This is a genomic window from Couchioplanes caeruleus (genome assembly GCF_003751945.1).
Classification (GTDB): Bacteria; Actinomycetota; Actinomycetes; order Mycobacteriales; family Micromonosporaceae; genus Actinoplanes; species Actinoplanes caeruleus.
Map to the genome: position 1 here is coordinate 717663 of NZ_RJKL01000001.1, position 21026 is coordinate 738688.

General features: G+C 70.5%; 22 protein-coding genes and 1 pseudogene. 11 read left to right on the forward strand and 12 right to left on the reverse strand.

Annotated elements, in window-relative coordinates:
* Positions 1 to 54: 54 nt before the first annotated feature.
* From EDD30_RS03410 to EDD30_RS03425, 4 genes are read left to right on the forward strand one after another with little or no spacing between them, the layout of a single operon-like run.
* Positions 55 to 1764 carry an acyclic terpene utilization AtuA family protein gene (locus EDD30_RS03410; RefSeq protein WP_071806928.1) on the forward strand — a complete coding sequence of 570 codons (1710 nt, stop codon included), beginning with the start codon at positions 55 to 57 and terminating at the stop codon, positions 1762 to 1764.
* Positions 1761 to 3359, forward strand: coding sequence for an acyl-CoA carboxylase subunit beta (locus EDD30_RS03415; protein ID WP_071806929.1), 1599 nt, complete (start codon positions 1761 to 1763; stop codon positions 3357 to 3359). The genes EDD30_RS03410 and EDD30_RS03415 overlap by 4 nt, the downstream gene beginning before the upstream one ends.
* Positions 3360 to 3408: 49 nt before the next feature.
* Complete coding sequence (locus EDD30_RS03420; protein ID WP_071806930.1) at positions 3409 to 5370, forward strand: acetyl/propionyl/methylcrotonyl-CoA carboxylase subunit alpha; 1962 nt, start codon at positions 3409 to 3411, stop codon at positions 5368 to 5370.
* Positions 5363 to 5971, forward strand: a complete 609-nt coding sequence (locus EDD30_RS03425) for a TetR/AcrR family transcriptional regulator (protein WP_071806931.1) — start codon at positions 5363 to 5365, stop codon at positions 5969 to 5971. Before EDD30_RS03420 ends, EDD30_RS03425 begins: the two co-directional genes overlap by 8 nt.
* 118 nt (positions 5972 to 6089) lie before the next feature.
* Here the strand turns inward: EDD30_RS03425 and EDD30_RS03430 are convergent, their stop codons facing one another.
* Positions 6090 to 7415 carry a hypothetical protein gene (locus EDD30_RS03430; RefSeq protein WP_071806932.1) on the reverse strand — a complete coding sequence of 442 codons (1326 nt, stop codon included), beginning with the start codon at positions 7413 to 7415 and terminating at the stop codon, positions 6090 to 6092.
* Between the two features lie 167 nt (positions 7416 to 7582).
* A pseudogene (locus tag EDD30_RS03435) lies at positions 7583 to 7792 on the reverse strand (Imm53 family immunity protein); the annotation flags it as partial.
* Between the two features lie 63 nt (positions 7793 to 7855).
* Between EDD30_RS03435 and EDD30_RS03440 the strand changes: the two are divergent.
* Entirely contained in the window at positions 7856 to 8530 is a 675-nt protein-coding gene (locus tag EDD30_RS03440; protein WP_071806933.1) for a SanA/YdcF family protein, read from the forward strand.
* 40 nt (positions 8531 to 8570) lie between these two features.
* Here the strand turns inward: EDD30_RS03440 and EDD30_RS38700 are convergent, their stop codons facing one another.
* On the reverse strand, positions 8571 to 8738 hold the full coding sequence (locus EDD30_RS38700) for a hypothetical protein (RefSeq protein ID WP_170047418.1): 168 nt from the start codon (positions 8736 to 8738) through the stop codon (positions 8571 to 8573).
* A gap of 24 nt (positions 8739 to 8762) precedes the next feature.
* On the opposite strand from EDD30_RS38700, the gene EDD30_RS41920 reads away from it, so the two are divergent.
* Positions 8763 to 9056: a transposase family protein gene (locus tag EDD30_RS41920; RefSeq protein ID WP_425321274.1), complete on the forward strand. Its 294-nt coding sequence runs from the start codon at positions 8763 to 8765 to the stop codon at positions 9054 to 9056.
* Positions 9057 to 9078: 22 nt separating this feature from the next.
* The gene (locus tag EDD30_RS03445) at positions 9079 to 9579 is read left to right on the forward strand and encodes a DUF6624 domain-containing protein (RefSeq protein ID WP_071809467.1); all 501 of its coding nucleotides are present in this window, start codon (positions 9079 to 9081) and stop codon (positions 9577 to 9579) included.
* 413 nt (positions 9580 to 9992) lie between these two features.
* On the opposite strand, the gene EDD30_RS39725 is transcribed toward EDD30_RS03445, so the two are convergent.
* The 6 genes from EDD30_RS39725 to EDD30_RS03465 all read right to left on the reverse strand — a co-directional run bounded on the left by EDD30_RS39725 (position 9993) and on the right by EDD30_RS03465 (position 15610).
* Positions 9993 to 11048 (reverse strand): hypothetical protein, encoded by a 1056-nt coding sequence (locus EDD30_RS39725; protein ID WP_211277698.1) that lies wholly within the window; start codon positions 11046 to 11048, stop codon positions 9993 to 9995.
* Positions 11049 to 11543: 495 nt separating this feature from the next.
* Positions 11544 to 14468, reverse strand: a complete 2925-nt coding sequence (locus EDD30_RS03455; RefSeq protein WP_170208245.1) for a helix-turn-helix transcriptional regulator — start codon at positions 14466 to 14468, stop codon at positions 11544 to 11546.
* Between the two features lie 268 nt (positions 14469 to 14736).
* A complete protein-coding gene (locus EDD30_RS39730) occupies positions 14737 to 14835 on the reverse strand; it encodes an ALQxL family class IV lanthipeptide (protein WP_211277697.1) in 99 nt (32 codons plus the stop codon).
* A gap of 135 nt (positions 14836 to 14970) precedes the next feature.
* Positions 14971 to 15117 (reverse strand): hypothetical protein, encoded by a 147-nt coding sequence (locus EDD30_RS39735; RefSeq protein WP_211353738.1) that lies wholly within the window; start codon positions 15115 to 15117, stop codon positions 14971 to 14973.
* Positions 15093 to 15341, reverse strand: coding sequence for a hypothetical protein (locus tag EDD30_RS03460; protein ID WP_071803701.1), 249 nt, complete (start codon positions 15339 to 15341; stop codon positions 15093 to 15095). Before EDD30_RS03460 ends, EDD30_RS39735 begins: the two co-directional genes overlap by 25 nt.
* Positions 15342 to 15355: 14 nt before the next feature.
* Positions 15356 to 15610, reverse strand: coding sequence for a radical SAM protein (locus EDD30_RS03465; RefSeq protein ID WP_342353755.1), 255 nt, complete (start codon positions 15608 to 15610; stop codon positions 15356 to 15358).
* A gap of 731 nt (positions 15611 to 16341) precedes the next feature.
* Between EDD30_RS03465 and EDD30_RS03470 the strand changes: the two genes are divergently transcribed.
* Positions 16342 to 16923 (forward strand): hypothetical protein, encoded by a 582-nt coding sequence (locus tag EDD30_RS03470; RefSeq protein WP_071803699.1) that lies wholly within the window; start codon positions 16342 to 16344, stop codon positions 16921 to 16923.
* 132 nt (positions 16924 to 17055) lie between these two features.
* Here EDD30_RS03470 and EDD30_RS03475 read toward each other — a convergent pair whose 3' ends face one another.
* From EDD30_RS03475 to EDD30_RS03485, 3 genes are all read right to left on the reverse strand, one after another.
* Positions 17056 to 17541, reverse strand: a complete 486-nt coding sequence (locus tag EDD30_RS03475; RefSeq protein ID WP_071803698.1) for a hypothetical protein — start codon at positions 17539 to 17541, stop codon at positions 17056 to 17058.
* Between the two features lie 105 nt (positions 17542 to 17646).
* On the reverse strand, positions 17647 to 17985 hold the full coding sequence (locus EDD30_RS03480) for a hypothetical protein (protein ID WP_084556173.1): 339 nt from the start codon (positions 17983 to 17985) through the stop codon (positions 17647 to 17649).
* A 173-nt stretch (positions 17986 to 18158) separates the two neighbouring features.
* Positions 18159 to 18677, reverse strand: a complete 519-nt coding sequence (locus EDD30_RS03485; protein WP_071803697.1) for a hypothetical protein — start codon at positions 18675 to 18677, stop codon at positions 18159 to 18161.
* A 253-nt stretch (positions 18678 to 18930) separates the two neighbouring features.
* On the opposite strand from EDD30_RS03485, the gene EDD30_RS38140 reads away from it, so the two are divergent.
* The 3 genes from EDD30_RS38140 to EDD30_RS03500 all read left to right on the forward strand — a co-directional run bounded on the left by EDD30_RS38140 (position 18931) and on the right by EDD30_RS03500 (position 20811).
* Positions 18931 to 19896, forward strand: coding sequence for a hypothetical protein (locus EDD30_RS38140; protein ID WP_143162578.1), 966 nt, complete (start codon positions 18931 to 18933; stop codon positions 19894 to 19896).
* Between the two features lie 112 nt (positions 19897 to 20008).
* Positions 20009 to 20308, forward strand: a complete 300-nt coding sequence (locus EDD30_RS03495) for an NUDIX domain-containing protein (RefSeq protein ID WP_071803705.1) — start codon at positions 20009 to 20011, stop codon at positions 20306 to 20308.
* Positions 20302 to 20811, forward strand: coding sequence for a 2'-5' RNA ligase family protein (locus tag EDD30_RS03500; RefSeq protein WP_084556171.1), 510 nt, complete (start codon positions 20302 to 20304; stop codon positions 20809 to 20811). Before EDD30_RS03495 ends, EDD30_RS03500 begins: the two co-directional genes overlap by 7 nt.
* Positions 20812 to 21026 lie beyond the last annotated feature (215 nt).

Consider the following 21026-nt stretch of genomic DNA (forward strand, 5'->3'; position numbering starts at 1 on the left):
CGCCGAAAACAAGCACGCTTGCTTGTTTTTCTTCGCTGTGCCAATGTCACCGGCATGACAGCCGCCCAGACGCTGCGCGTCGGCAACTGCTCCGGGTTCTACGGCGACCGCTTCGCGGCGATGCGCGAGATGCTCGAGGGCGGTGAGCTGGACGTGCTCACCGGGGACTACCTCGCCGAGCTCACCATGCTCATCCTGGGCCGCGACCGGATGGCCGACCCGGCCGCCGGTTACGCCCGCACCTTCCTCGCCCAGTTGAAGGACTGCCTGAAGCTGGCGCTCGACCGGGGCGTCCGCATCGTCGCCAACGCCGGCGGCGTCAACCCGCCGGGCCTCGTGGCCGCGATCCGCGACCTCGGCCTGGACGCCCGCGTCGCCCTCGTGCGCGGCGACGACCTCACCGCCCGGGCCCACGACCTCGGCCTCGGCAAGCCGCTCGGCGCGCACGCCTACCTCGGCGCCTTCGGCATAGCCCGGGCCCTCACGGCGGGCGCCGACGTCGTCGTCACCGGGCGGGTCACCGACGCCTCGCTGGCCGTCGGGCCGGCGATCGCCCACTTCGGCTGGGAGCGCACCGACCTCGACGCGCTCGCCGGGGCCACGGTGGCCGGCCACGTCATCGAGTGCGGCACCCAGGCCACCGGCGGCAACTACCCGTTCTTCACCGAGATCGAGGACCTGGGCCACCCGGGATTCCCGATCGCCGAGATCCGCCGGGACGGCTCCAGCGTCATCACCAAGCACTCCGGCACCGGCGGCGCGGTCACCGTCGGCACGGTCACGGCCCAGCTCGTGTACGAGGTGGGCGACGCGCGCTACGCCGGCCCCGACGTCACCACCCGCCTCGACACCGTGGCGTTGCGCGCACACGGTCCGGACCGGGTCGAGATCACCGGCGTACGGGGTGAGCCCCCACCGCCCGAGGTCAAGGTCTGCTGCACCTCGATCGGCGGCTACCGCAACGAGCTGACCGTGGTGCTGACCGGCCTCGACGTCGAGGCCAAGGCCGCGCTGTTCCGCCGCCAGTTCGAGGCTGCCGCACGCGGCGCGGCCCCGGCCGAGCTGACCTGGAACCTGGCGCGGCTCGACACCGCCGACGCGCCGACCCAGCAGCAGGCGTCCGCCCTGCTGACCGTGGTCGCCCGCGACCCCGACGAGAAGATCGCGGGACGGGCGTTCACCAGTGCCGCCGTCGAGCTCGCGCTGGGGTCGTACCCGGGCTTCTTCAGCACGACACCGCCCGGCCGCGCCCACCCGTACGGTGTCTTCACCGCCGGTTTCGTCCCTCAGGCCGAGGCGCGGCACGAGGTCGTCCTGGACGACGGCGGCGTCGTGCCGATCGATCCGCCGCCGCTGACCCAGGCCCTGGCACCGCATCCCGGCCCCGCCCCCGAGCCGGCGCCTGCACCTGCGGGCCCGGTCCGTCGGCTGCCGCTGGGCACGCTGGCCGGGGCGCGCTCGGGCGACAAGGGCGGCGACGCCAACGTGGGCCTGTGGGTGCGCGACGACGCCGCGTACCCGTGGCTGGTCTCTCTGATCACCGAGAGTGCCGTCCGCGAGCTGCTGCCGGAGGCCGCGGAGCTGCCGGTGCGCATCACCCGGCTGCCGGCGATCCGGGCCGTGAACATCGTCGTCGAGGGGCTGCTCGGCCTGGGCGTGGCCTATCACGCCCGGTTCGACCCGCAGGCCAAGGGCCTCGGCGAGTGGCTGCGGTCGCGGCATGTGGACATTCCCGAGTCGCTGCTCCCCGAGGAGGCCCGGTGACGGTTCTGCGATCCACCCTGGACACCGCCGCCGAGGATGCGCAGGCCGCCCGGAAGGCGATGCTCGCCTCGCTCGAGGAGATCGCGGCCGAGACCGCCAAGGCGGTGGCCGGCGGCGGCGAGAAGGCGGTCGCCCGGCATCACGCCCGGGGCAAGCTCACCGCCCGCGAACGGATCGAGCTGCTGCTCGACGAGGACGCGCCGTTCCTGGAGCTGGCCGCGCTGGCGGGTTACGGGTCGCCGTTCACCGTCGGCGGCAGCGTCGTCGCCGGAATCGGCGTGGTCAGCGGCGTGGAGTGCCTGCTGATCGCCAACGATCCCACGGTCAAGGGCGGCGCCAGCAACCCGTGGTCGCTGCGCAAGACGCTGCGGATGCACGAGATCGCGGAGCAGAACCGGCTGCCGGTCATCGCGCTGGTCGAGTCCGGGGGCGCGGACCTGCCCACCCAGAAGGAGGTCTTCATCCCCGGCGGTGCGGTCTTCCGCAACCTCACCCGGCTCTCCGCCCAGGGCATCCCGACGATCGCGCTGGTGTTCGGCAACTCCACGGCCGGCGGCGCCTACCTGCCCGGCATGAGCGACCACGTGGTGATGATCGAGCAACGGTCCAAGGTGTTCCTCGCCGGCCCGCCGCTGGTCAAGGCCGCCACCGGCGAGGAGTCCGACGACGAGTCGCTCGGCGGCGCCGACATGCACGCCCGCGTCTCCGGCCTCGCCGACCACTACGCCGTCGACGAGCAGGACGCCATCCGGATCGGGCGGCGGATCGTCGCCCGCCTGAACTGGCGCAAGGCCTCCGGCCCGGTGACGGCCACGCCGAGGGCCCCCCGGTACGCCGCCGAGGACCTGCTGTCGATCGTGCCGCCCGACCCGAAGTCGCCGTTCGACCCGCGCGAGGTCATCGCCCGGATCGTCGACGACAGCGACTTCGACGAGGTCAAGCCCCGGTACGGCGACTCGCTGGTGACCGGCTGGGCGCAACTGCACGGCTACCCGGTCGGCATCCTGGCCAACGCCCGCGGCGTGCTGTTCAGCGCCGAGGCGCAGAAGGCGGCCCAGTTCATCCAGCTCGCCAACCAGTCGCGCACTCCCCTGCTGTTCCTGCACAACACGACCGGCTACATGGTCGGCAAGGAGTACGAGCAGGGCGGCATCATCAAGCACGGCGCCATGATGATCAACGCCGTGTCGAACTCGGCCGTCCCGCACATCTCCCTGCTCATCGGAAACTCGTACGGCGCCGGCCACTACGGCATGTGCGGCCGCGCGTACGACCCCCGGTTCGTCTTCGCCTGGCCGAGCGCCCGCTCCGCGGTGATGGGCGCCCAGCAGCTCGCCGACGTCACCTACATGGTGTCCCGGGCGTCCGCGCTGGCCCAGGGCAAGCCCTTCGACGAGGAAGGCGCGCAGGTGGTCCGGCACATGATCGAGCAGCAGATCTCCGCGGAGGCCATGCCCGCCGTCCTGTCCGGGCTCGTCTACGACGACGGCATCATCGACCCGCGGGACACCCGCGACGTCCTCGGCGTCGCCCTCTCCGCGATCCACACCGCGCCGGTCGAGGGCACCGGCACCTTCGGCGTCTTCCGGATGTGAGGCCACGATGACGGATGTGAGGCCGACGATGACGGATGTGAGGCCGACGATGACGATCACGAGCGTACTGGTCGCCAACCGCGGCGAGATCGCCCGCCGGGTCTTCGCCACCTGCCGCCGGCGCGGCCTGGCCACCGTGGCCGTCTTCTCCGACGCCGACGCCGGCAGCCCGCACGTGCGCGAGGCCGACAGCGCGGTCCGTCTGCCCGGCTCCACGCCGGCCGAGACCTACCTGCGCGGCGACCTGATCATCGAGGCGGCCCGGCGCGCCGGCGCCGACGCCGTCCACCCCGGGTACGGCTTCCTCGCCGAGAACGCCGGCTTCGCCCGGGCGGTCATCGAGGCCGGCCTCACCTGGATCGGCCCCGACCCCGACACGATCGAGGTGATGGGCTCGAAGGTCGCCTCGAAGCGGCGGATGGCCGACGCCGGCGTACCCGTGCTGGGCCTGCTCGAGCCGGACGCCATCACCGAGGCGGACCTGCCGGTGCTGGTCAAGGCGTCGGCCGGCGGCGGCGGGCGGGGCATGCGGATCGTGCGGACGCTCGCCGAACTGCCCGGCGCCGTGGCTTCCGCCTCCCGGGAGGCCGGCGCCGCGTTCGGCGATCCCACCGTCTTCTGCGAGCGGTATCTCGACGCCGGCCACCACGTCGAGGTGCAGATCATGGCCGACGCCCACGGCGCGGTCTGGGCGCTGGGCGAACGCGAGTGCTCGCTGCAGCGCCGCCACCAGAAGGTGATCGAGGAGGCGCCCTCGCCGCTCGTCGACCGCCTCGGCGGCGACCTGCGCAAGCGCCTGCTCGCCGCCGGGCGCGACGCGGCGGCGGCCGTCGGCTACCGCGGCGCCGGCACCGTCGAGTTCCTCGCCGACGAGCACGGCGACTTCTGGTTCCTCGAGATGAACACCCGCCTGCAGGTCGAACACCCGGTCACCGAGTGCGTCACCGGCACCGACCTGGTGGGCCTCCAGCTCGACATCGCCGCCGGGCTCACGCTGCGCGGTCCGGAACCGGCCATGACCGGGCACGCCATCGAGGCCCGCCTGTACGCGGAAAGCCCCGTCGACGACTGGCGCCCGCAGACCGGCACCGTGGCCACCTTCGACGTGCCCGGCGTCACGGCCCGCTTCGGGCGTACCGCGGCGGACGGTATCCGTCTCGACTCCGGCGTCGAGGACGGCAGCGTCGTCGGCACGCACTACGACGCCATGCTCGCGAAGGTCGTCGCGTACGCGCCCACCCGGGACGCCGCGGCCCGCCAGCTCGCCGCCGCCTTGCGCCGTACCCGCATCCACGGCGTCACCACCAACCGTGACCTGCTGGTCGCCAGCCTGCTCCACCCGGTCTTCCTGGCGGGCACCGCCGACACGAGCTTCTACGTCACTCACCCGCCGGCGTCACTCACCGCCGGAGCCGGGCTCGACCCGGCCCTCGGCGCCGTGGTCGCGGCCCTGTCCGACGCCGCAGCCGGGCGAGGCCCGCTGCTGCGCGGCGTCACCAGCGGGTTCCGCAACATCCCGGTCGGCTACCGCAGCCGCACGTACGCCGCCGGCGACCGGGAGATCGAGGTCCGCTACCGCTTCGGCCGCGACGGCCTGGAGGTCGCCGGCATGAGCGGGCTCGCCCTGGTCGAGGCCGGTGCCGGGACGGTCGTCCTGGACGTCGACGGCGTCCGCCGGACCTGGACGGTGGGCCGGTTCGACGACCACGTGGTGGTCGACGGCCCCCGGGGAACGGTGGAGCTGCGCCGCGTACCGCGCTTCACCGACCCGTCGGCGCGACTCCCGGCAGGCGCACTGACCGCGCCGATGCCCGGCACCGTGGTGCGGGTGGAGGTGAAGAAGGGCGATACGGTCGTGGCCGATCAACCGCTGCTGTGGCTGGAGGCCATGAAGATGGAACACGTGGTGCGGGCCCCGGCGGACGGCACCGTGACGGACCTGCCGGTCACCGTCGGCCAGCAGGTCGGCCAGGGCACCACCCTGGCCGTGGTGGCGGGCCCGGATGACTGATCCCAAACAGGAGCGCTCCCGGGCGACCCGCCAGCGCCTGCTGGAGACGACCATCCGGTGCCTGGCCGAGCACGGCTGGGAGGTCTCGACCGTCGGCTTCATCGCCGCCGAGGCCGGCATCAGCCGGGGGGCAGTGCAGCACCATTTCCGTACGCGTGAAGCCCTCATCCTCGGCGCGCTGGAACACATGTTCGAGGAGCGGGCGGCCCTGCTCGACGCCCTGCCCGATCCGGAGTCCGGCCCGGACCGGATCCACACGGTGGTGACCGGCCTGGTCGAGGCCATCGGCGGCGAACTCTTCCGCGCCGCGCTCCAGGTGTGGACCGTGGCGGCCGCCGACCCCGAGCTGCGGTCGGCGGTGGTGCCCCTGGAGCGCCGCTTCGCCCGCGGGGTGCACCGGCGGGCCGTACGCCTGCTCCGGGTGAACGACTCCGACCCGGAGATGCGCGGCCTCATCCAGGCGACCCTGGACCTGGCGCGGGGCCTGGCCCTCGCCGACGTCCTGACCGACGACTCGCACCGCCGCGCCCGCGTGGTCCGCGCCTGGTCCACCCAGCTCGCCGCGGCCCTCGCCGCCGCGGGTGCGGCGCCGTCCCGCTGAATCGGCGGGAAACCAGCCCGCTGCGTTATCGACGGCAGCCGCTTTTAGCGACGGTCAGGCGCCGCGTGAGCAACGACCGGAGTCAGTGTGCGCTTCCAGCATCTTTCCTGGTGGATGGTCAAGGGGTTTGAAGTCGTTCGGTCGCGGCGGCTTTGATATGGGAATGCTCAACGGGGTCGTCACGGAGTTCGACGAGCCGGCGCCGGGAGTCGTCGGTAAGCGCGGCGTGCCGGACAGCGAGCAGACGCACGTCAGCTTCGCAGTCGAGCAGGAAGATGGGCAGATGCTCCGCAGCACCCTCCGGATCCATGAGGATCAGGCTGCGGAGGTAGCTGGCGCGTTCGTAGGTGTGTGGTGAGCAGGCGGTCAGATGGATCAGCCGGCGTACGAGTCTGTCCTTTGCGTCGCGATGGGCCGTCGGTGGTGTGCCGGCGAGGGTCTGAGCGAGTTGCTCGGTGAGTAGGTCGTAGCCGCACCAGTCCCCGTCCTTGTCGCGGTCGAGTCGCTCGAGTGCGTCCGACAGCATCGCAATCTTCCGGCCGGCGGATACATCCGGAAACGTTCGGAGGGGCAGGCGCCCGGTTTCGGTCGTACGAATATGGAGGATCGCTGCCATTTGCGGGCCGAGTTCAAGGAGGACGCTGAACATGCCTGTCAGGCCTGGGGGTCCGAGTCGTTCCGCGAGGTTCAGCAGTTCCTGGAGCTGACGTCCCTGATGCCGAGCGGTCCCGAGCGTGAGGTTGAGGGTGCCGCTGTCGGTGCTGACGTCCAGCAGGAAGTTGAGAAGCCGCGCCTCGGAGTACGCCGCCAGATTCCCGCGAGGAGCAACAGCGGCGACCGGACGCTCGCGGACAGAGGCGTCGAAGGCTGCGTCGAGTCTCCGATCCCGGCCGTGCCAGCGTCGCCAGGGTTGCTCGGCCGGCCAGAACTCGGTCGCTTCAACGGTGCCGGCGCGCGCGGCCGCCTGGCGCCATAGGTCGTCCCACCAGGCCACGGGCCACCACCGGGCGATGATGGTCAGGGCATCAGTCCAGCGGGCGCCGCTGCGGACGTAGTCGCGTAGCGTTTCGCGGGCCTGTTCGTCACCGCCGAGCGCCAGCACCGCCAGGACCCCGGCAGGAGGATCGAACATGTCCGCATCGCTATCGGGGTCGAACGGCTCCGACAGGGGCGGCAAGGGGCCGCAGGCACGCAGCTGCGCGACCACGGGAGCCAGATCGAGGCGCAGCTCGCGGACCAGCCGCGCCAGATACACCTCACGGCTGTCGAGGAAGTGATTCCATCGGGTGTCACGACCGATGCACTCGTATACCAGCCCTGCATCTTCCGGCCGGTCACGAAGCCGGGCGGCGACGATCCCCCGGCCCCGTTCCAACGCCCCGAGCGTGCTGCGTGCCGAAGCGTAGTGCCAGTCGTGCTCGCAATCGCCGTCAGCGCAGTCCACGCCACAATTCTCACCGGTATCCCAGCCCCGAACAGCCAAACAGCTTTGCCGGGACATCGCGGGCCACCTGCTGCAGTCTGGCCAAGCTCCGCCGCAGACCATGATGACGACCGGAAGGCCGCCGCACGTGCCCCGTGGCACGAGCGGACGTTCGACTGGGACGTTGGTCAGGAGCTACGTCGATCTTCGTCGGCAGCCCAGAGCCGGAACTGGTGGATGGCTTCACTGAGATTGAGTGGTCCGCAGGCGACCTCGAAGCGTTTGTCGACCACGCGGGCAACGAGCCAGTCGTGCTCGCTCCGATGGACTTCCTGCTTGGAGAACGTCAGGCCGTCCATTGCAGTTGCCTGCAAGTCCACCTTCAGCAACCAGCCAGGATTGTCGAGCGTTCTGTCAAACGGCCTGACCGGCGGGGTGACGGGTACGCCTACGCTGAGCCGATGAGCTCGAAGCTGACCAGATGGCGGCGGCCGCGCCGGCTCGCGGCTACCGGTGTGGTGCTGGTGCTACTGGTCAGTGTGCCCTGGATCTGGACGACGACGGCAGCCGCCGGTCACATCCATGATGTGGCCGACGCGCCGGCCGCCGAGGTGGTCATCGTGCTGGGAACGACGGTCGGCGCCGGCGGGCAGCCGGAGGCACGACTGGCCGGGCGCCTACAGACCGCCGCCGAACTGGTCACGGCGGGCCGGGCACGGGTGGTGCTCGTCTCCGGCGACGGTAGCGGCGATTCCGGCGACGAACCGGCCGCGATGACGGCGTACCTGACCGGGCGACTCGGGGTGGACCCGGCGCGCGTGGTGGCCGACCCCGACGGACTGGACACCTACGACTCCTGCGTCCGGGCACATGACGTGTACGGGGTGCGGCGCGCACTCGTCGTCACCCAGTCCTACCACCTGTCGCGCGCGGTGACGCTCTGCCGCAGCGTGGGCCTCGACGCGGACGGCGTCCCGGCAAGATGCGACGGCTGCGGTATGGCGCTGCTCGCGGAGAAATCGGTGCGCGACTACTTCGCCAGCGGCAAGGCCGCTTGGGACGCCGTACGACAGCGGCCACCAGCGGTCACCTCGCCACCGAGCCCCGCGATCCAGGCCGCCCTGTCCAAAGCCTGACAGCGCCTTGCTCCTGCAACCCGGCCCCATCGATCACTCTTCACGGGACAGAACCAGAGTGTGTTCTGTCCCGCGAAGAGTGATCGATGATTTCCGTGATCGATCGTCGGGTGGATGGTGCGATGAGGTCATCGGCAAGCTGCTGCCGCATCTTGCCGGCGTAGAGGTCAATGAAGTCGCCAAGACCAGCATTGGCGTCGTTCTTCATGCAGCAGCCCGCAGCGCCGAGCAAATCTGCCCAGCGTGCTCGGTGGCGTCGGGACGAGTGCACCCGCGGTATCAGCGTCGGCTGGCTGATCTGCCAGTTGCGGGGCGGCGGGTGGAACTATGCCTGACGGCCGAGCTGGCTTCGACCTACTCCGCAAACGGGTTCTGCTCGCCTCCTAGAAGCGGGCAGCACCTGTGGACGATCGGGCGTCAGCACCGCGGTCGACACACTCGTCGGCACTGCCTCAATCGGCTCTATACCAATTCTGCACCATCGATGTATGTCAATCCCATAGCGGGGTCGCATCGTCGGGCTTGAATGAGGTATTAGTGTCCCCGCCATGACTGATGACGCACTGGCCCAGGAATTGATCGATATGACGGAGCAGGACCGGAAGCTGCAAAGCGGCGCCCTCAGCGACGACTTCACCGCGCAACTGGCGCATCGCCGCGTCACCGTCCACAACGGCGATCGGCTGGCCAAGATCCTGGACAACCACGGATGGCCGACGATCAGTTCAGTCGGTGTCGAGGCGGCGCGCCGGGCCTGGTTGGTGGCCCAGCACGCCGACGGGCAGCTGGACCTGCAACGAAAAGCACTGACGCTGATGACCCAAGCCGTGGAAGCGGGTGACGCAGACCCGCAGCATCTTGCGATGCTCCGGGACCGAGTCATGGTCAACGAGGGACGACGACAGATCTACGGCACCCAGATCGCCGGCGTCGTTGACGGCGCACCGGTGCCGTGGCCATGCGAAGACCCGGAGCGCATGGATGAGCGGCGGGCAGAGGTAGGACTGGATCCATTTCTCGTACACGTCACCAAGCACGCGCCCGCCTGATCGTCCTCTACTAGCACAGACAAACCCGCGGGGCACCCGCGGTCCTCGATATGCGTAAGCGAAGGACTGTTCGAAGCGAAGCGAGCTTGCTTGCCCGTTGATCTGAAGATCAATCACTCTTCACGGGACAGAACCCGAGAGTGACGAACATCTGGCTCCCGTTCTCGGATCTGGCGCACTTTCCGGGAAGCCACCCTGGACGCGCCCTTGCCTCGTGACCAGGTGTCTCGATCAGTCGCCGCAGAACCACAGGTACAGATCAGGGTGTCTCCCTTAATCAGGAGTTACACCGAATTTCTTCAGTCCCGCCCGGAGCGACCAATCCGGCACCGGCCGTACCCGATCGGGGTAATCCGGCCGGGGGCTGCCCGACGGGGCGGCCCGGCCGGGCCGCCTCGCGGACGTCGTCGAGATCAGATGACGGTGGTGGCACGCCGGCGACGCACCAGCACGAGGCTGGCGATGCCCGCGCCGATCAACGCCAGGCCGGCGACGATGTACAGGGCGATGCCGGGGCCGGTGAGCGGCAGGCCGGTCCCCTGGTCGTCATCTCCGCCCGTGGTGTTCGAGACCGGGGCGGTGTCCGTGTCGGTCGTCTCGCCGCCCGTGGTCGGAGTGGTAGCGCCAGGGCCGGGCGCCGTGCCGGTGTCCGTGCCCGGGTTTGTTCCGGTGCCCGGGTTGGTCCCGGTGCCGGGGTTCGTTCCGGTATCCGGGTTGGTGCCCGTGCCCGGGTTCGTGCCCGTGCCCGGGTTCGTGCCCGTACCCGTGCCCGGGTTGGTGCCCGTACCCGTGCCGGGGTTGGTGCCCGTACCCGCGTCGGTGCCCGTACCCGCGTCGGTGCCCGTACCCGTGCCGGGGTTGGTGCCCGTGCCCGGGTTGGTGCCCGTGCCCGTGCCGGGGTTCGTACCCGTCGGGGCCACGCACACGCCCGTGATCTTCAGCGCGATCGGCTTGACGGCGTCCTCGATGCTCTCGCCGTCGGCGAGGTTGCGGTTGTCGAGAGCGGAGTTCGCTCCGGCCAGCTTCCAACCGGTCGGGAGGGTCAGCGCGACGGCGTCACGGTCGGCGCCGAAGGTGAGCGTCATGGCACCGTTGAGCGCCAGTTCGGCGGGGAGCGCGCCGAGGTCGCCGGTGAAGATGACCTTGCCGGGTGTCGTCGGGTCGATGCCCCAGCCCGCCGCCGCCACCTTCGTGATGTCGGTGGCCTTCACGAACGAGGCGCCGAAGGTCTTGAACTTGCCGTTCTGCGCGGTGTCGAACTTCCAGGTCTCGAATCCGGCCTTGGGTGCCGCGACACCCGAGCAGTCGGCGGGAAGGTCCTTTGCCGCCACGGGTTTGGTGCTCGCGAAGACCGCGAACACGGGCACCTCCGGGCCGGCTGCGGCCGCCGCCGGCGCGGAGAGGGATATACCTCCAGCGATGGCGACGCCTGTGGTCAACGCGAAAGTGCCGAGACGGCCGATCCTCATGATTCCTCCGGTACATCGATGATCAGGCGCAATTTGGCAGAGTGGCCGCGGTGGCGCAAGACCTGCAAACCGTCGGCGATAAGCTGCGAATCGAATCAAGGTGGACAGATCGATGTACCGCCCGGGCGCTGCCCGGCACCATGGCCGCCGCGCAGAAGCGCTGGTCAGCCCCCCGACAGCCGGAGCCATCAGCCGGAGCGCGATCGTCCACGCGCGGCCGGCTCCGCCGTTTCGGTTCGCCGGAACTTATAGGCGAACCCCCTATGCCCGCGGCGGGCGACGGGCAGGGGTCGATCGCTACCTCTGCACGCAACGTCGCGGGACTGCTCTCGCAAATCGAAGACCCGCCACTGTGGCCGTGCCGACCGACTCGGCGGGACGATCTCGACGGGTCCGAGCGGCAAGTCGGGCGACCGCGACTCGCCGAACCCGGCCATCAGCGCTCACGGCCGCTGGGTCGCCCTCGGGTCGCGACCGGGTGCCCGCAACGCGTGCCTACTCCGCGCTCGCCTCCGCCGCCCAGCGGCCGGCCAGCGCGGTGCGTCCGGAGACGCCGAGCTTCGCGTACACCCGGCTCAGATGCACCTCGACGGTCTTGGGACTCAGGTGCAGGCGGCGGCCCACCTCGCGGTTGGTCAGCCCGGCCGAGACCAGCGCGGCAACCTCCCGCTCGCGTCCGGTGAGCCCGAAGCGTCCAGCCAGGGAGCCCGCCACCGGCGTGGCGTCGGCACCGGGCCGCGGGCGACGCGCGTTCATCCGCCGCTCCTCCCGTGCCACGTGAGGGAGGAAGAGCCGCGCGTCACATCGTAAGAAGAGGGTCCGGGCGGCGTCGAAGTGCTCCCGTGCCGTCCCCGTGCTCCCTCGGGTCGCGAACGCGACCGCGGCGAGGAGGTGGGCTCGCCCGGCCTCCACCGCCACCCCGACGCGGGCGAACGCCGCCGCGGCCGCGAGGGCGAGCGGGGCCGCCGCAGCCGGGTCCACCGGCATCATGGCCATCACGCGGGCGAGCTGCGCGACCGCGCTTCGCACCGGCGAGGCCACCGCGGCCGCGGCCGCCTCGGCCCGGCCGGCCCAGTCGGCGGCAGCGGCGAACCGACCGCGCCGGACCTCGGCCTCGGTGAGGAGCTGGTACATCACGGGCCGGTTCAGTGCCTCGATGGTGGAGAGCTCGGCGCCTCCGCCGGCGGTGAGGAGCAGCTCGATGCAGGTGTGCGGGTCGCCGGAGTGCAACATCGCCTGGCCGAGCATCGCCGCGGCCTGCCCACTCCGCCAGGTCAGCCCCACCGTCATACCTTCCTCGGCGGCCAGCGCCTCCTTGCCGAGCCGCAACGCCTCGTCGAGGTCGCCGCGCCAGGTGGTGATCCAGCAGCCGAAGGTCAGCGCCATGGTCCGCAGCTCGTCGCTGCCGGTCAGCTCCGCCGACTCCAGCCCGTCGGCGAAGCAGGCCATCGCCTCGGCCAGCTCACCGAGGTACGCGTGGACCATCCCGTGCACGGCGTTCAGCGCGGTGATCACATGGGTCTGTCCGCCGGCCCGGGCCAGCTGAAGGCCGCGCTCCAAGTGCCGGCTCGCCGCGGTCAGACGGTCGGCGGACGCCTCGGCCCAACCCAGCCACAGTACGGCCTCGAGGTTCCGGACCAGCTCCCCATCGGGCAGGGCGTCCACGAGCGCGGCCGCCTCGTCGAGACCCGTCCCGATCCCCGGCGCGGCCGGGTCCGCCCGCGGGGCTAGCGCGGCGATCGACAGCGCCATGGCGAGCAGCGCGTGATCATCGGTGCGCCGGGCGGCCTCGATCGCCTCCAGGGTCCGGGTACGCCGCGCGCCCGCTCCGCGTTCGACGACCTCGCCGGCGGCGAGAGCGACGACGAGGCCGGCCGCGGCATGGGGATCGTCATCGGCGGTCCGCCGCCACTCGCCCTCGAGCATCGCCCGGGCCTCGATGTGGCGGCCGAGAAGGCGCTCCACCGTCGCGCAGAACCGGACCGTCTCGGCGCGCAGACTGGTGAGCTGGGCCGGCAGGAGCCGTAGCACCTCGTGCAGCGTCATCCGGGCCCCGCGCAGGTCGCCTGTCGCCGCCCTGGCCTTGGCCAGCCTGCCGAGCAGATACAGGCGCTGGGGGGTAGTGGGTCCGGCGTCGGGCAGCAGCCTCAGGGCAGCCCGCAGGAAATGCCCGGCATCCGACGGTGTGGTGTGCAGCGTCGCCTCGGCGGCCTCCGCAAGCACCGCGACGGCCTCCAAGTCGCCGTCGACGGCGGACCGCTCGACATGGTGCGCGAGCTCGACGCCTGCCGCGCCTCGGGAGCGCAGTGCAGCCGCGGCGCGGCCGTGAGCCCGCAAACGCCAGCCCGGACCGGCGTCGCGGTAGGCGACGGCGCGCACCAGCGGATGCCGGAACCGGAACAGTCCGGCCGCCCGGCCCGGCCGCACGAGATCGCGGTGAACGAGCTCGTCGAGCGCCTCCAGCACCGGCTCCGTCGCCAGGGCGGCGGCCTCTGCCAGCAGCCCGGCATCGAAGTCGTCGCCGACCACCGCCGCAGCGTGCGCGACGGTGCGCTGGTGCGGGTCCAGCGCCGCCAGCTCGGCCGTGAGCGCCGCGTGGACCGCCGCCGGTAGCTCCCCGTCGCTGCCCGGCGGCGCCTCACCCGGGGCAGGGCCGTCGCGGTCCGCGCGCACCAACGCATCGAGGTAGAACGGGTTCCCGGCGCTGGCCCGGTACAGGTCTTCCCGTCGGGCGCCGCTCAGCTCCGCCGGCAGCAGCGGTTCGGCCTCGGCGCGGCTCAGCGGGGCGAGCTCGAGCAGTTCGGCGGTTCCATCGGCCACCGCCCGACACAACGCCTGCCACAGCCTGGGACTGACCTGCCGGTTGCGACAGGACAGCGCGAGGACGAGCCGGGCGCGGGGCGGATGGCGCAACAGGTGATCGAGCAGCTCCACGGTGCCCTCGTCCGCCCAGTGCAGGTCGTCGAGGGCGAGTACCAACCCCGTCGGTCCAGCCGCGAGCTCGAGCAGGGAGCGGATCGCCCGGTGGAGCCGGTACCGCTCCACGTCGACCAGGTCGATCCGGGCGGCGGCGGAGATGGCCGGGAATGCGGCGGCGAGAAGCGTGAGCTGCGGTTCCCCCAGCTCGGCGAGGCGTTCCGGGCCCAGCTCGGCGAGGAGGTCGTCGAGGGCGTCGACGAAAACCCCGAAGGGCACATGGAGCTCGAACTCGGACGCCCGCGCCGAGCACAGAGCCAAGCCGGCTCTGCCGGCCAGCTCACCGAACTCGGACAACAGTCGGCTCTTCCCGATCCCGGGGTCGCCGGCCACGCCGACACACCACGACCCGCCGGGCTCGACAAGCGCGCGGCGCAGGATGCCGAGCTCGCGGTCTCGACCGGCCAACAGACCGGTCGGCGCGCCGCCCCCCTGTGCATCCACCAGCGTCGCCCGCTCTTCCTGGTCCCGATCCGTCGATAGCGCCGCCCGCACGCGGCGGTAGCCACGCACGTCGGGCGATCATGCCCGGTTCACCGTCCGCGGGGCAACGCCTTTGCCACGGTCCCACCGCCCATGGTCCGGGCGCGCGATCAGGAGCGGCCATGCTGATCCCGGGGGGCGGCGAAGTGGGCGTGGCGCACATGACCGCCGGCCCCGTCGTCGTGGCGGGGCCGGCGGCCGAAGTGCGGCTATGGAAAGCGCGGCGTGCTCAGGCAAATGACGTCTTGCAGGTCATCGGGCACGGGAACAGGCCGTTCTCGGGCTCCGGCTCCTCCAGCATCTGCAGGGCTTCGACATCGATCTCCATCGTCAATCACCTCCTCGTTCGGTCGTCGCGGACAGGGCGACATCGCAGTCGGCACACGGGGTGCTCGAACATGCGACGACGTCGGCTCACCGGGCGGTGTCGTGGTCACGGGATGCCGGAGCGCGCGTTCGCCTGTCAATCACTCCCCACGGCGGTGTACGAGGCCGGGAGCCACATCCGGTCACCACCGAACTCCAGCCGCAGGAGGAAGGCGACCACGCCGGCGAGGCCGGTGTTGTAGTCGGCGGTCACCGCGTTCAGGACCTCGTCCGGGGCGAGCATCCGCCCGTCGCGCAGGGCATGCCGGCGACACCGTGGGCGAAGCCGTAGTGAAAGAGACCGGCCAGCGTCGAGCTGAAGTCGGTGGGAATCGGCCAGACCAGGCGGTCGTCACGGTCGTCGGCCATGCCCAGGAGAGCGACGGCGACCTGCGGGGCGCGCTCCAGGAAGGCCGGGACCCCGGTGATTTCGTACGCCCGGAGCAGCGTGAAACCGCAGCCGGCCATGCCGTGGCAGACGTCTAGAGCGTGACCGAGATACCGGACCGGGAGAAGCGTTCCGCGACCGCGAAGAGGTCCGGGACGACCAGCGGCTCACCGCCCGCGATGGCGATGTCACTCGGGCGCATGGCGATGAGGGCGTCGGCGACCCGCAAGAGGTCAGGCGCTCCGAGCTGGCGGGTGGGGCGGCGGCCGGACTCGGAGTAGCAGTGGATACAGCGCAACGGGCACGCGTACGTGATGTCCCAAATGACGTCCGACGGGACGCAGACCATCTCCACGAGCATTCCTCACAGGACCGGAACGAGAGGTGCGTACCGGCGTTTCCAGAGTGCCGAAGGGTGCCACGCGCGGGTATAAGGAATCTCCCTACAAACCGACGTCGTCGATCTCCGCCACGCTTACTGTGCCGAACAGGTCACCGACCTCGCCCTTCGACCGGCGTCACGGCGCCGAAGCGGCGGCGCCGGCCCAGTGGATACCCCCACCAAGGTCATTGCATGATCGGCACACATCGAGCTAGGAGTCGCTCACCGCTTCGGCTTTGTTCGTCGGCAGCCGAGGCGTTCCAGGGCGCGGGTACGGGTGTACCGCCCGAGAGCCGACTCGGCCACCACGCTCGGCTCGGGAGGATCGGCGTACGGCCACGGCTCGTGCGGAGGCGCGGGATCGGTGCCTGGCCGTCGTTACCGTCGAACAGCAGACCGTATGGGTCCGGGATACTGCCCCAACCCCGGATCGCCAGCGGCCGCTGCGGCACGGCGCCCCATCAGCTATCTTGGCCCGCCGGTGATGGGTCTGGCCCGGGCCGCCGCGACGACGGCTGGCCGCTTCGATGAATCTCAACGTCGCGCTTAGGTCGGCGGCCACCGAACCGGACGAGCATGCAGCAGCGAGGTTGCGCCGGTAGTTCAGAATGACGCAGCTCCATATTTCACTGTGCCCGGAGGCCGATTTGTCCGCTCCACCCATAAGACTCCGCGTCGGATCACCACAAGCCCAGCGGGTGCAGCAGGGCGCCCTCTATGGCCTGATGGGCGTGATCGGGATCGGCATGATGGCCGCCAGCGTTCCCCTGTTCTTCGTGGACCTGATGATGCCCGGCGCCAACATCTTCATCGGCGTCTTCGGCCTGCTGGTCAGCCTGTTCTTCGTGCTGGCGAGCGGATACAAGATCATTGAGGCGGTGCGGCTCGGTGTCGTGCTCGACGGCACGGTCTTGCGAGTCGTGCGGGCACTGAACCACCGCGACTGGGACCTGTCGAGCTGCGAGGTGCGGATCGACTCCGTCGCGGCGATCAACCGCACGCACCAGAGCACCCCGAACGGCTTCGCGATCGCGCAGTCGGTCGTCGGCCAGGCACCCGTGCTGCGTTACCGCGGCCAGGGCGACGACGACTGGCAGGTGCTCGGGCTGCATGATCCGAGCGGCCAGATGCTGCCGCCACGACAGCTGCGGGCGCTCGCCGCAGCCGTTTCAGCCCGGTACACGACCGGCCAGCACGGGGACGCCGCCGCGGCGCTGCGGCACCTCGCTGAGAGTGAGGTGCTTTTCGGTCAGCTGCCAGCCGGCTGGCCGCAGCCCTGACCGACCACTGTCGCGGTGCCTCAGCGCCGGCGGTACGGTATTTCCGCACGCTCGCGCCGAGCAGCGCTGGGTCGCCAGGTCCCGGGCCCCCGGCGGTTCGGACTGTGGCGCCGAAACTGAGCGACAGCAGTTTCAAGGGCGCTGCATGTGGGGGCAGGCCCCCTCGTGGTCCTCGGGGAGCCGGACCGCGGCCCAGAAGGTGCCGTTGGTCGGGTACTGAGCAGTGGTGGACCACCGGTACCCGTCACGTCCGCGGCGGGCGACGCGGATCGCTCGCGTGCCCAGGCCGAGACCGCGGTATCGGTCGCTAACGTCGAGCTGGCGTACGTACCCGCATCGGCATTGGTCGCACACTTGGTAGTCCAGCCTGCCCACGGTCGCCGCGCCCAGACGGAGAAGTAGCAGCTGATGGGCGCCGGGATGCGGTGGTGGCTGCCGCCGCCACCGCAGCCGGGCGTGTACCCACACCCGCCGTTGCCACCGGCGCTCGGGGGCGACCCGGTTCGCCCAGGTGAACGGCTCCGGCTCCGGAAACATCTCCTCCCGAAGCCGGGTAGCGAACTGCGCCGCCGCCTGCTCGTCGCGGTCCGCGCCGGCGTCGCGTAGCCGCTGCAGCACCTGCTCCAGCAGGGCCGCGGCCTCATCTCATCCCGGCGCGTCGCGGTCGGCGTGACGGGCCCGGCAGACGGCGTTGCTGTGATCCGGAGCAGGCGAGGTCCGGGCTTATGGCGTGGCGCGTCTCTCCCACTTTTCACGCGCTTTGGCCCATTTCTGGTCAATCTCCGGGGGACGCTGATGGCCGCACTCGACGAGACCTCCATTGTCGTCAGTCACTTCGGCATCGGGGTTTCCGCGCTCGATGCTGACCGTCACGTTCGCGATGCCGGCCGCGCGATCTTCGTCATCGACCCAGAAGTCGACCACGAAGTCCCGTTCTTCGCCGTCGTAGTCAGACCGGATCCGGAACGTCTCTCCGGGCCGCAGCCACCGATCTTCCCCCAAGGGCTCGAGCCACAGCGTGAGCCATCCCGCATAGCTGTTCGTGATGTCCAAGATCCCCACAGCCGCGCAGTCTATGCAAGAGGGCAAAAGACCGGCGTCCCTGAAGGCGTGGCCACCTCCGGGCAGCAAGGCTTCGACCGGAGGATGAGGGGCCCCCGGGTCCCCAAGCGCGAGGACCACCCTGCCGCGGGATGGGCAGGCCACCTGGCACGCGCGTCTGTGTGGAGCGGGATTCAGGCGTCATGCCACGCTGGCTGGGTCCAGGCATGCTCGCCGCCGCTGGACGGCGTGAGCGCCAGGACGAAGTCCGGCAGAATGCGCTCGCCCTCCTCATCGAGGTCCGGATCGCGCATCTGCACGATCTCGCAGTGCCAGTCATCCGCTGGGACCTCGAAGCTCAGGTGCAGGTCATGCGGCTCGGGCAAGCGCGTATCGGGGAATTGCGCCGCCATCGTCAGTGCCTCGTAGTTGGCCAGGTACAGCCGGCCGCCGCTCACCCGGATCGGCCCGGCGGCACGCCGGAAGCCACTGGGCGGCGCCGGCTCGCCGATGAGGACGTCGACCGTCCATGTGTCTTCCCTGCCGGTGCCCCAAAGCAATAGAGACTGCCTCATCATGGCCTTCCGGAAATGCTCGAAGATCGAGTCGTATGTCCAATTCTCGGCGACGAAGCCCGCGTAGGCATCGGGATCCAGGAGCGCCAGAAACCCGGAGTCGTCGCTCTGCTCAAACCTGTGCCGGTTATGGTTCATGTCGCCTGCCCTCGGATCGTGGGATGAGAGTGCGAGCGTAGTGAGTGCCATCTACGGGAGTCGTACTTCCGACGCACTCAACTCGGCATGTTGGGGCGTAGGCACGGTGAGTGCCACGCCTCGCCAACCACGCCATGCAGCAGCCGGTACGGCGGCGCCTCGTTCTGGTGATCAGATGCCGCGGAACCCGGCCAGGAATCTCGCGAAGTTGACCGATGCTAAGCCGGCCTGTCCTGCGCGTCACCTTGCCCCCATGGGTGAGAGCGCGGAAACGATGGTGCGGCTGGACCTCAACAGCGCTGACATCGAAGCCCTCGCCGGGAAGCTGACGGAATTTCTGTTGTCCCGCGGCGTCATCGTCGCCAGCCCCAACCGGGATGACCTTCTGCAACCGAGTCACTGGAGCCCTGGTCCCGCTTGGTTCTCGGTGCTGGAGCCACATCCCGAGCACTGGCGGGATCTCGCGAACCCCTGTCGGCGCTCCGGCCAAGGTGTTCAACAACTGGCCGACCTTGACCCAGTCCTTCATCACGGAGCTGTTAACCGTCGTGGGGGCCGTACCCGGATCGTTCGGTCGAAAGAGGTCGGTTCAAAAATAGTCGACTCAGTGTCTGGCGATGCCCGGTCGACGGGTCAGACGCTGGCACCGGTCCACGTCGACCGGTGGATGGTCGAGAATGCGGCCATGCTCTTCGACATCCTGTTCCCCCGGTGGCAGTTCCGTGAGGTGCACCGGCTGGCCTTCGATGCCGCCCCAGGCGACGTGCTGCAGGCCATCGAGTCGGCGACGTGGCGGGATTTTCCGATGCTCCGCACGCTGATGACGCTGGCGTCGCTGGGTCGTTGGCGCCCACCGCGTGACGGTCTGGTCTTCGACGACTTCCTCGGTACCGGTCCGGCGTTGGCCCGCGCCGACGACGAGATCGTCTTCGGCTGGGTCAACCGGTTGCAGCGTGACGGCGACGGATCGCCGTTGGTCCGGATGGCGCCGGAGCAGTTCACCGGCTTCGCCGAGCCTCGACACGCCAAGGTGGGATTCAACTTTCGGTACCGCGATGGCGAGCTGAGCACGCAGACGCGGGTGCTGGTCACCGATGCCCGCACGCGGTGGCTCTTTCGGCTGTACTGGCTGAGCATCCGCCTGCCGGGCGGGCTGGTGCGCCGCGAGTGGCTGCGCGGCATCCGTCGACGGGTAGCCCAGGCGCAGCGGACGGGGTAAACGGTCACCGCCCCATGCGCTGCGCTGGGGCGAGGGCCGCGCGGTGACGCGCTCGGGTGACGGCGCGGCCGGGCGGCGTACCGGACGCGGTTAGGGTCCAGGGGTGGAGACGATGCATCGGCCCGCCGCGCGGGTGGTCTGCCTGGACGCCGTTGATCGGGTTCTGCTGCTGCACTGGCGGGATCCGTTCGACGGGTCCTCACTGTGGGAGCCGCCGGGAGGCGGTATCGACGCCGGGGAGACACCGCTGCAGGCGGCCCGGCGTGAGCTGGCCGAGGAGACCGGGTTGGACCCAGCCTCGGTGCGCGACCGGTCGATACCGGGCCTGCCGGACCGGGTCGAGCCGCCGCACCTGGCGGCCGTGGTCGCGACGCTGGCACCGGACAGCGCCTGGGGTGCCGGGCCATGCTGAGACGCCATCTGTGCGTGGTTCTGGCCGGGCCGGCGGCCGCGCGGGTGCAACGGTGGCGGCGCGCCTGGGACCCGGTAATGGCGGCCGTCGTGCCGGCCCACGTCACCGTCGCCTACCCCGAGGAAATCGTGGATGAGGAGTTGTTCCTGCGCCGCGCGCAGTCCCAGCTCGGTCAGGTGGCGCCGTTTCGGCTCCGACTGGGCGAGGTCTTCGCCGCCGAGCATGGACGTGGTGGGGTTTTCCTCGCGGTCAACGACATTGACGGGGGATGGTCCCGCCTCAGACGACTGCTGCTGACCGCACCCATGACCGCCCTTGACTTTCCGCCCCATGTGACGATGGCCCATCCCCGCACCTGCACGCGAGGCGAGAAGTGCCACCGGGCGCTCGCCGGCCAGCGCCTCAACAACGAATTTCGGATACCGGAGGTGCTCTACACCGAGACCACCGCCGACACATTCACCATCCTGCGCCGCTTCCGACTGGCCACCACCGCCGGATAGCAGCCACCTGGTGGCGAGTAGGCATGCGGCTCACCCGCCCAGTTCGCCGTTTAGCCTCTGGCTCCAGCCCAGTGCCGCGGTAGGCAAACGCGCTTCGCTATCCAGCCTCCACTAGGTATCGTGGTCGGGCGGATGAGCCGGAGGCAGTGGAGGCGGGCTTTCCCCACCCGGACTGCGGCAGGTCAGCACATCACACATCGAGCTCAATGAGTGGA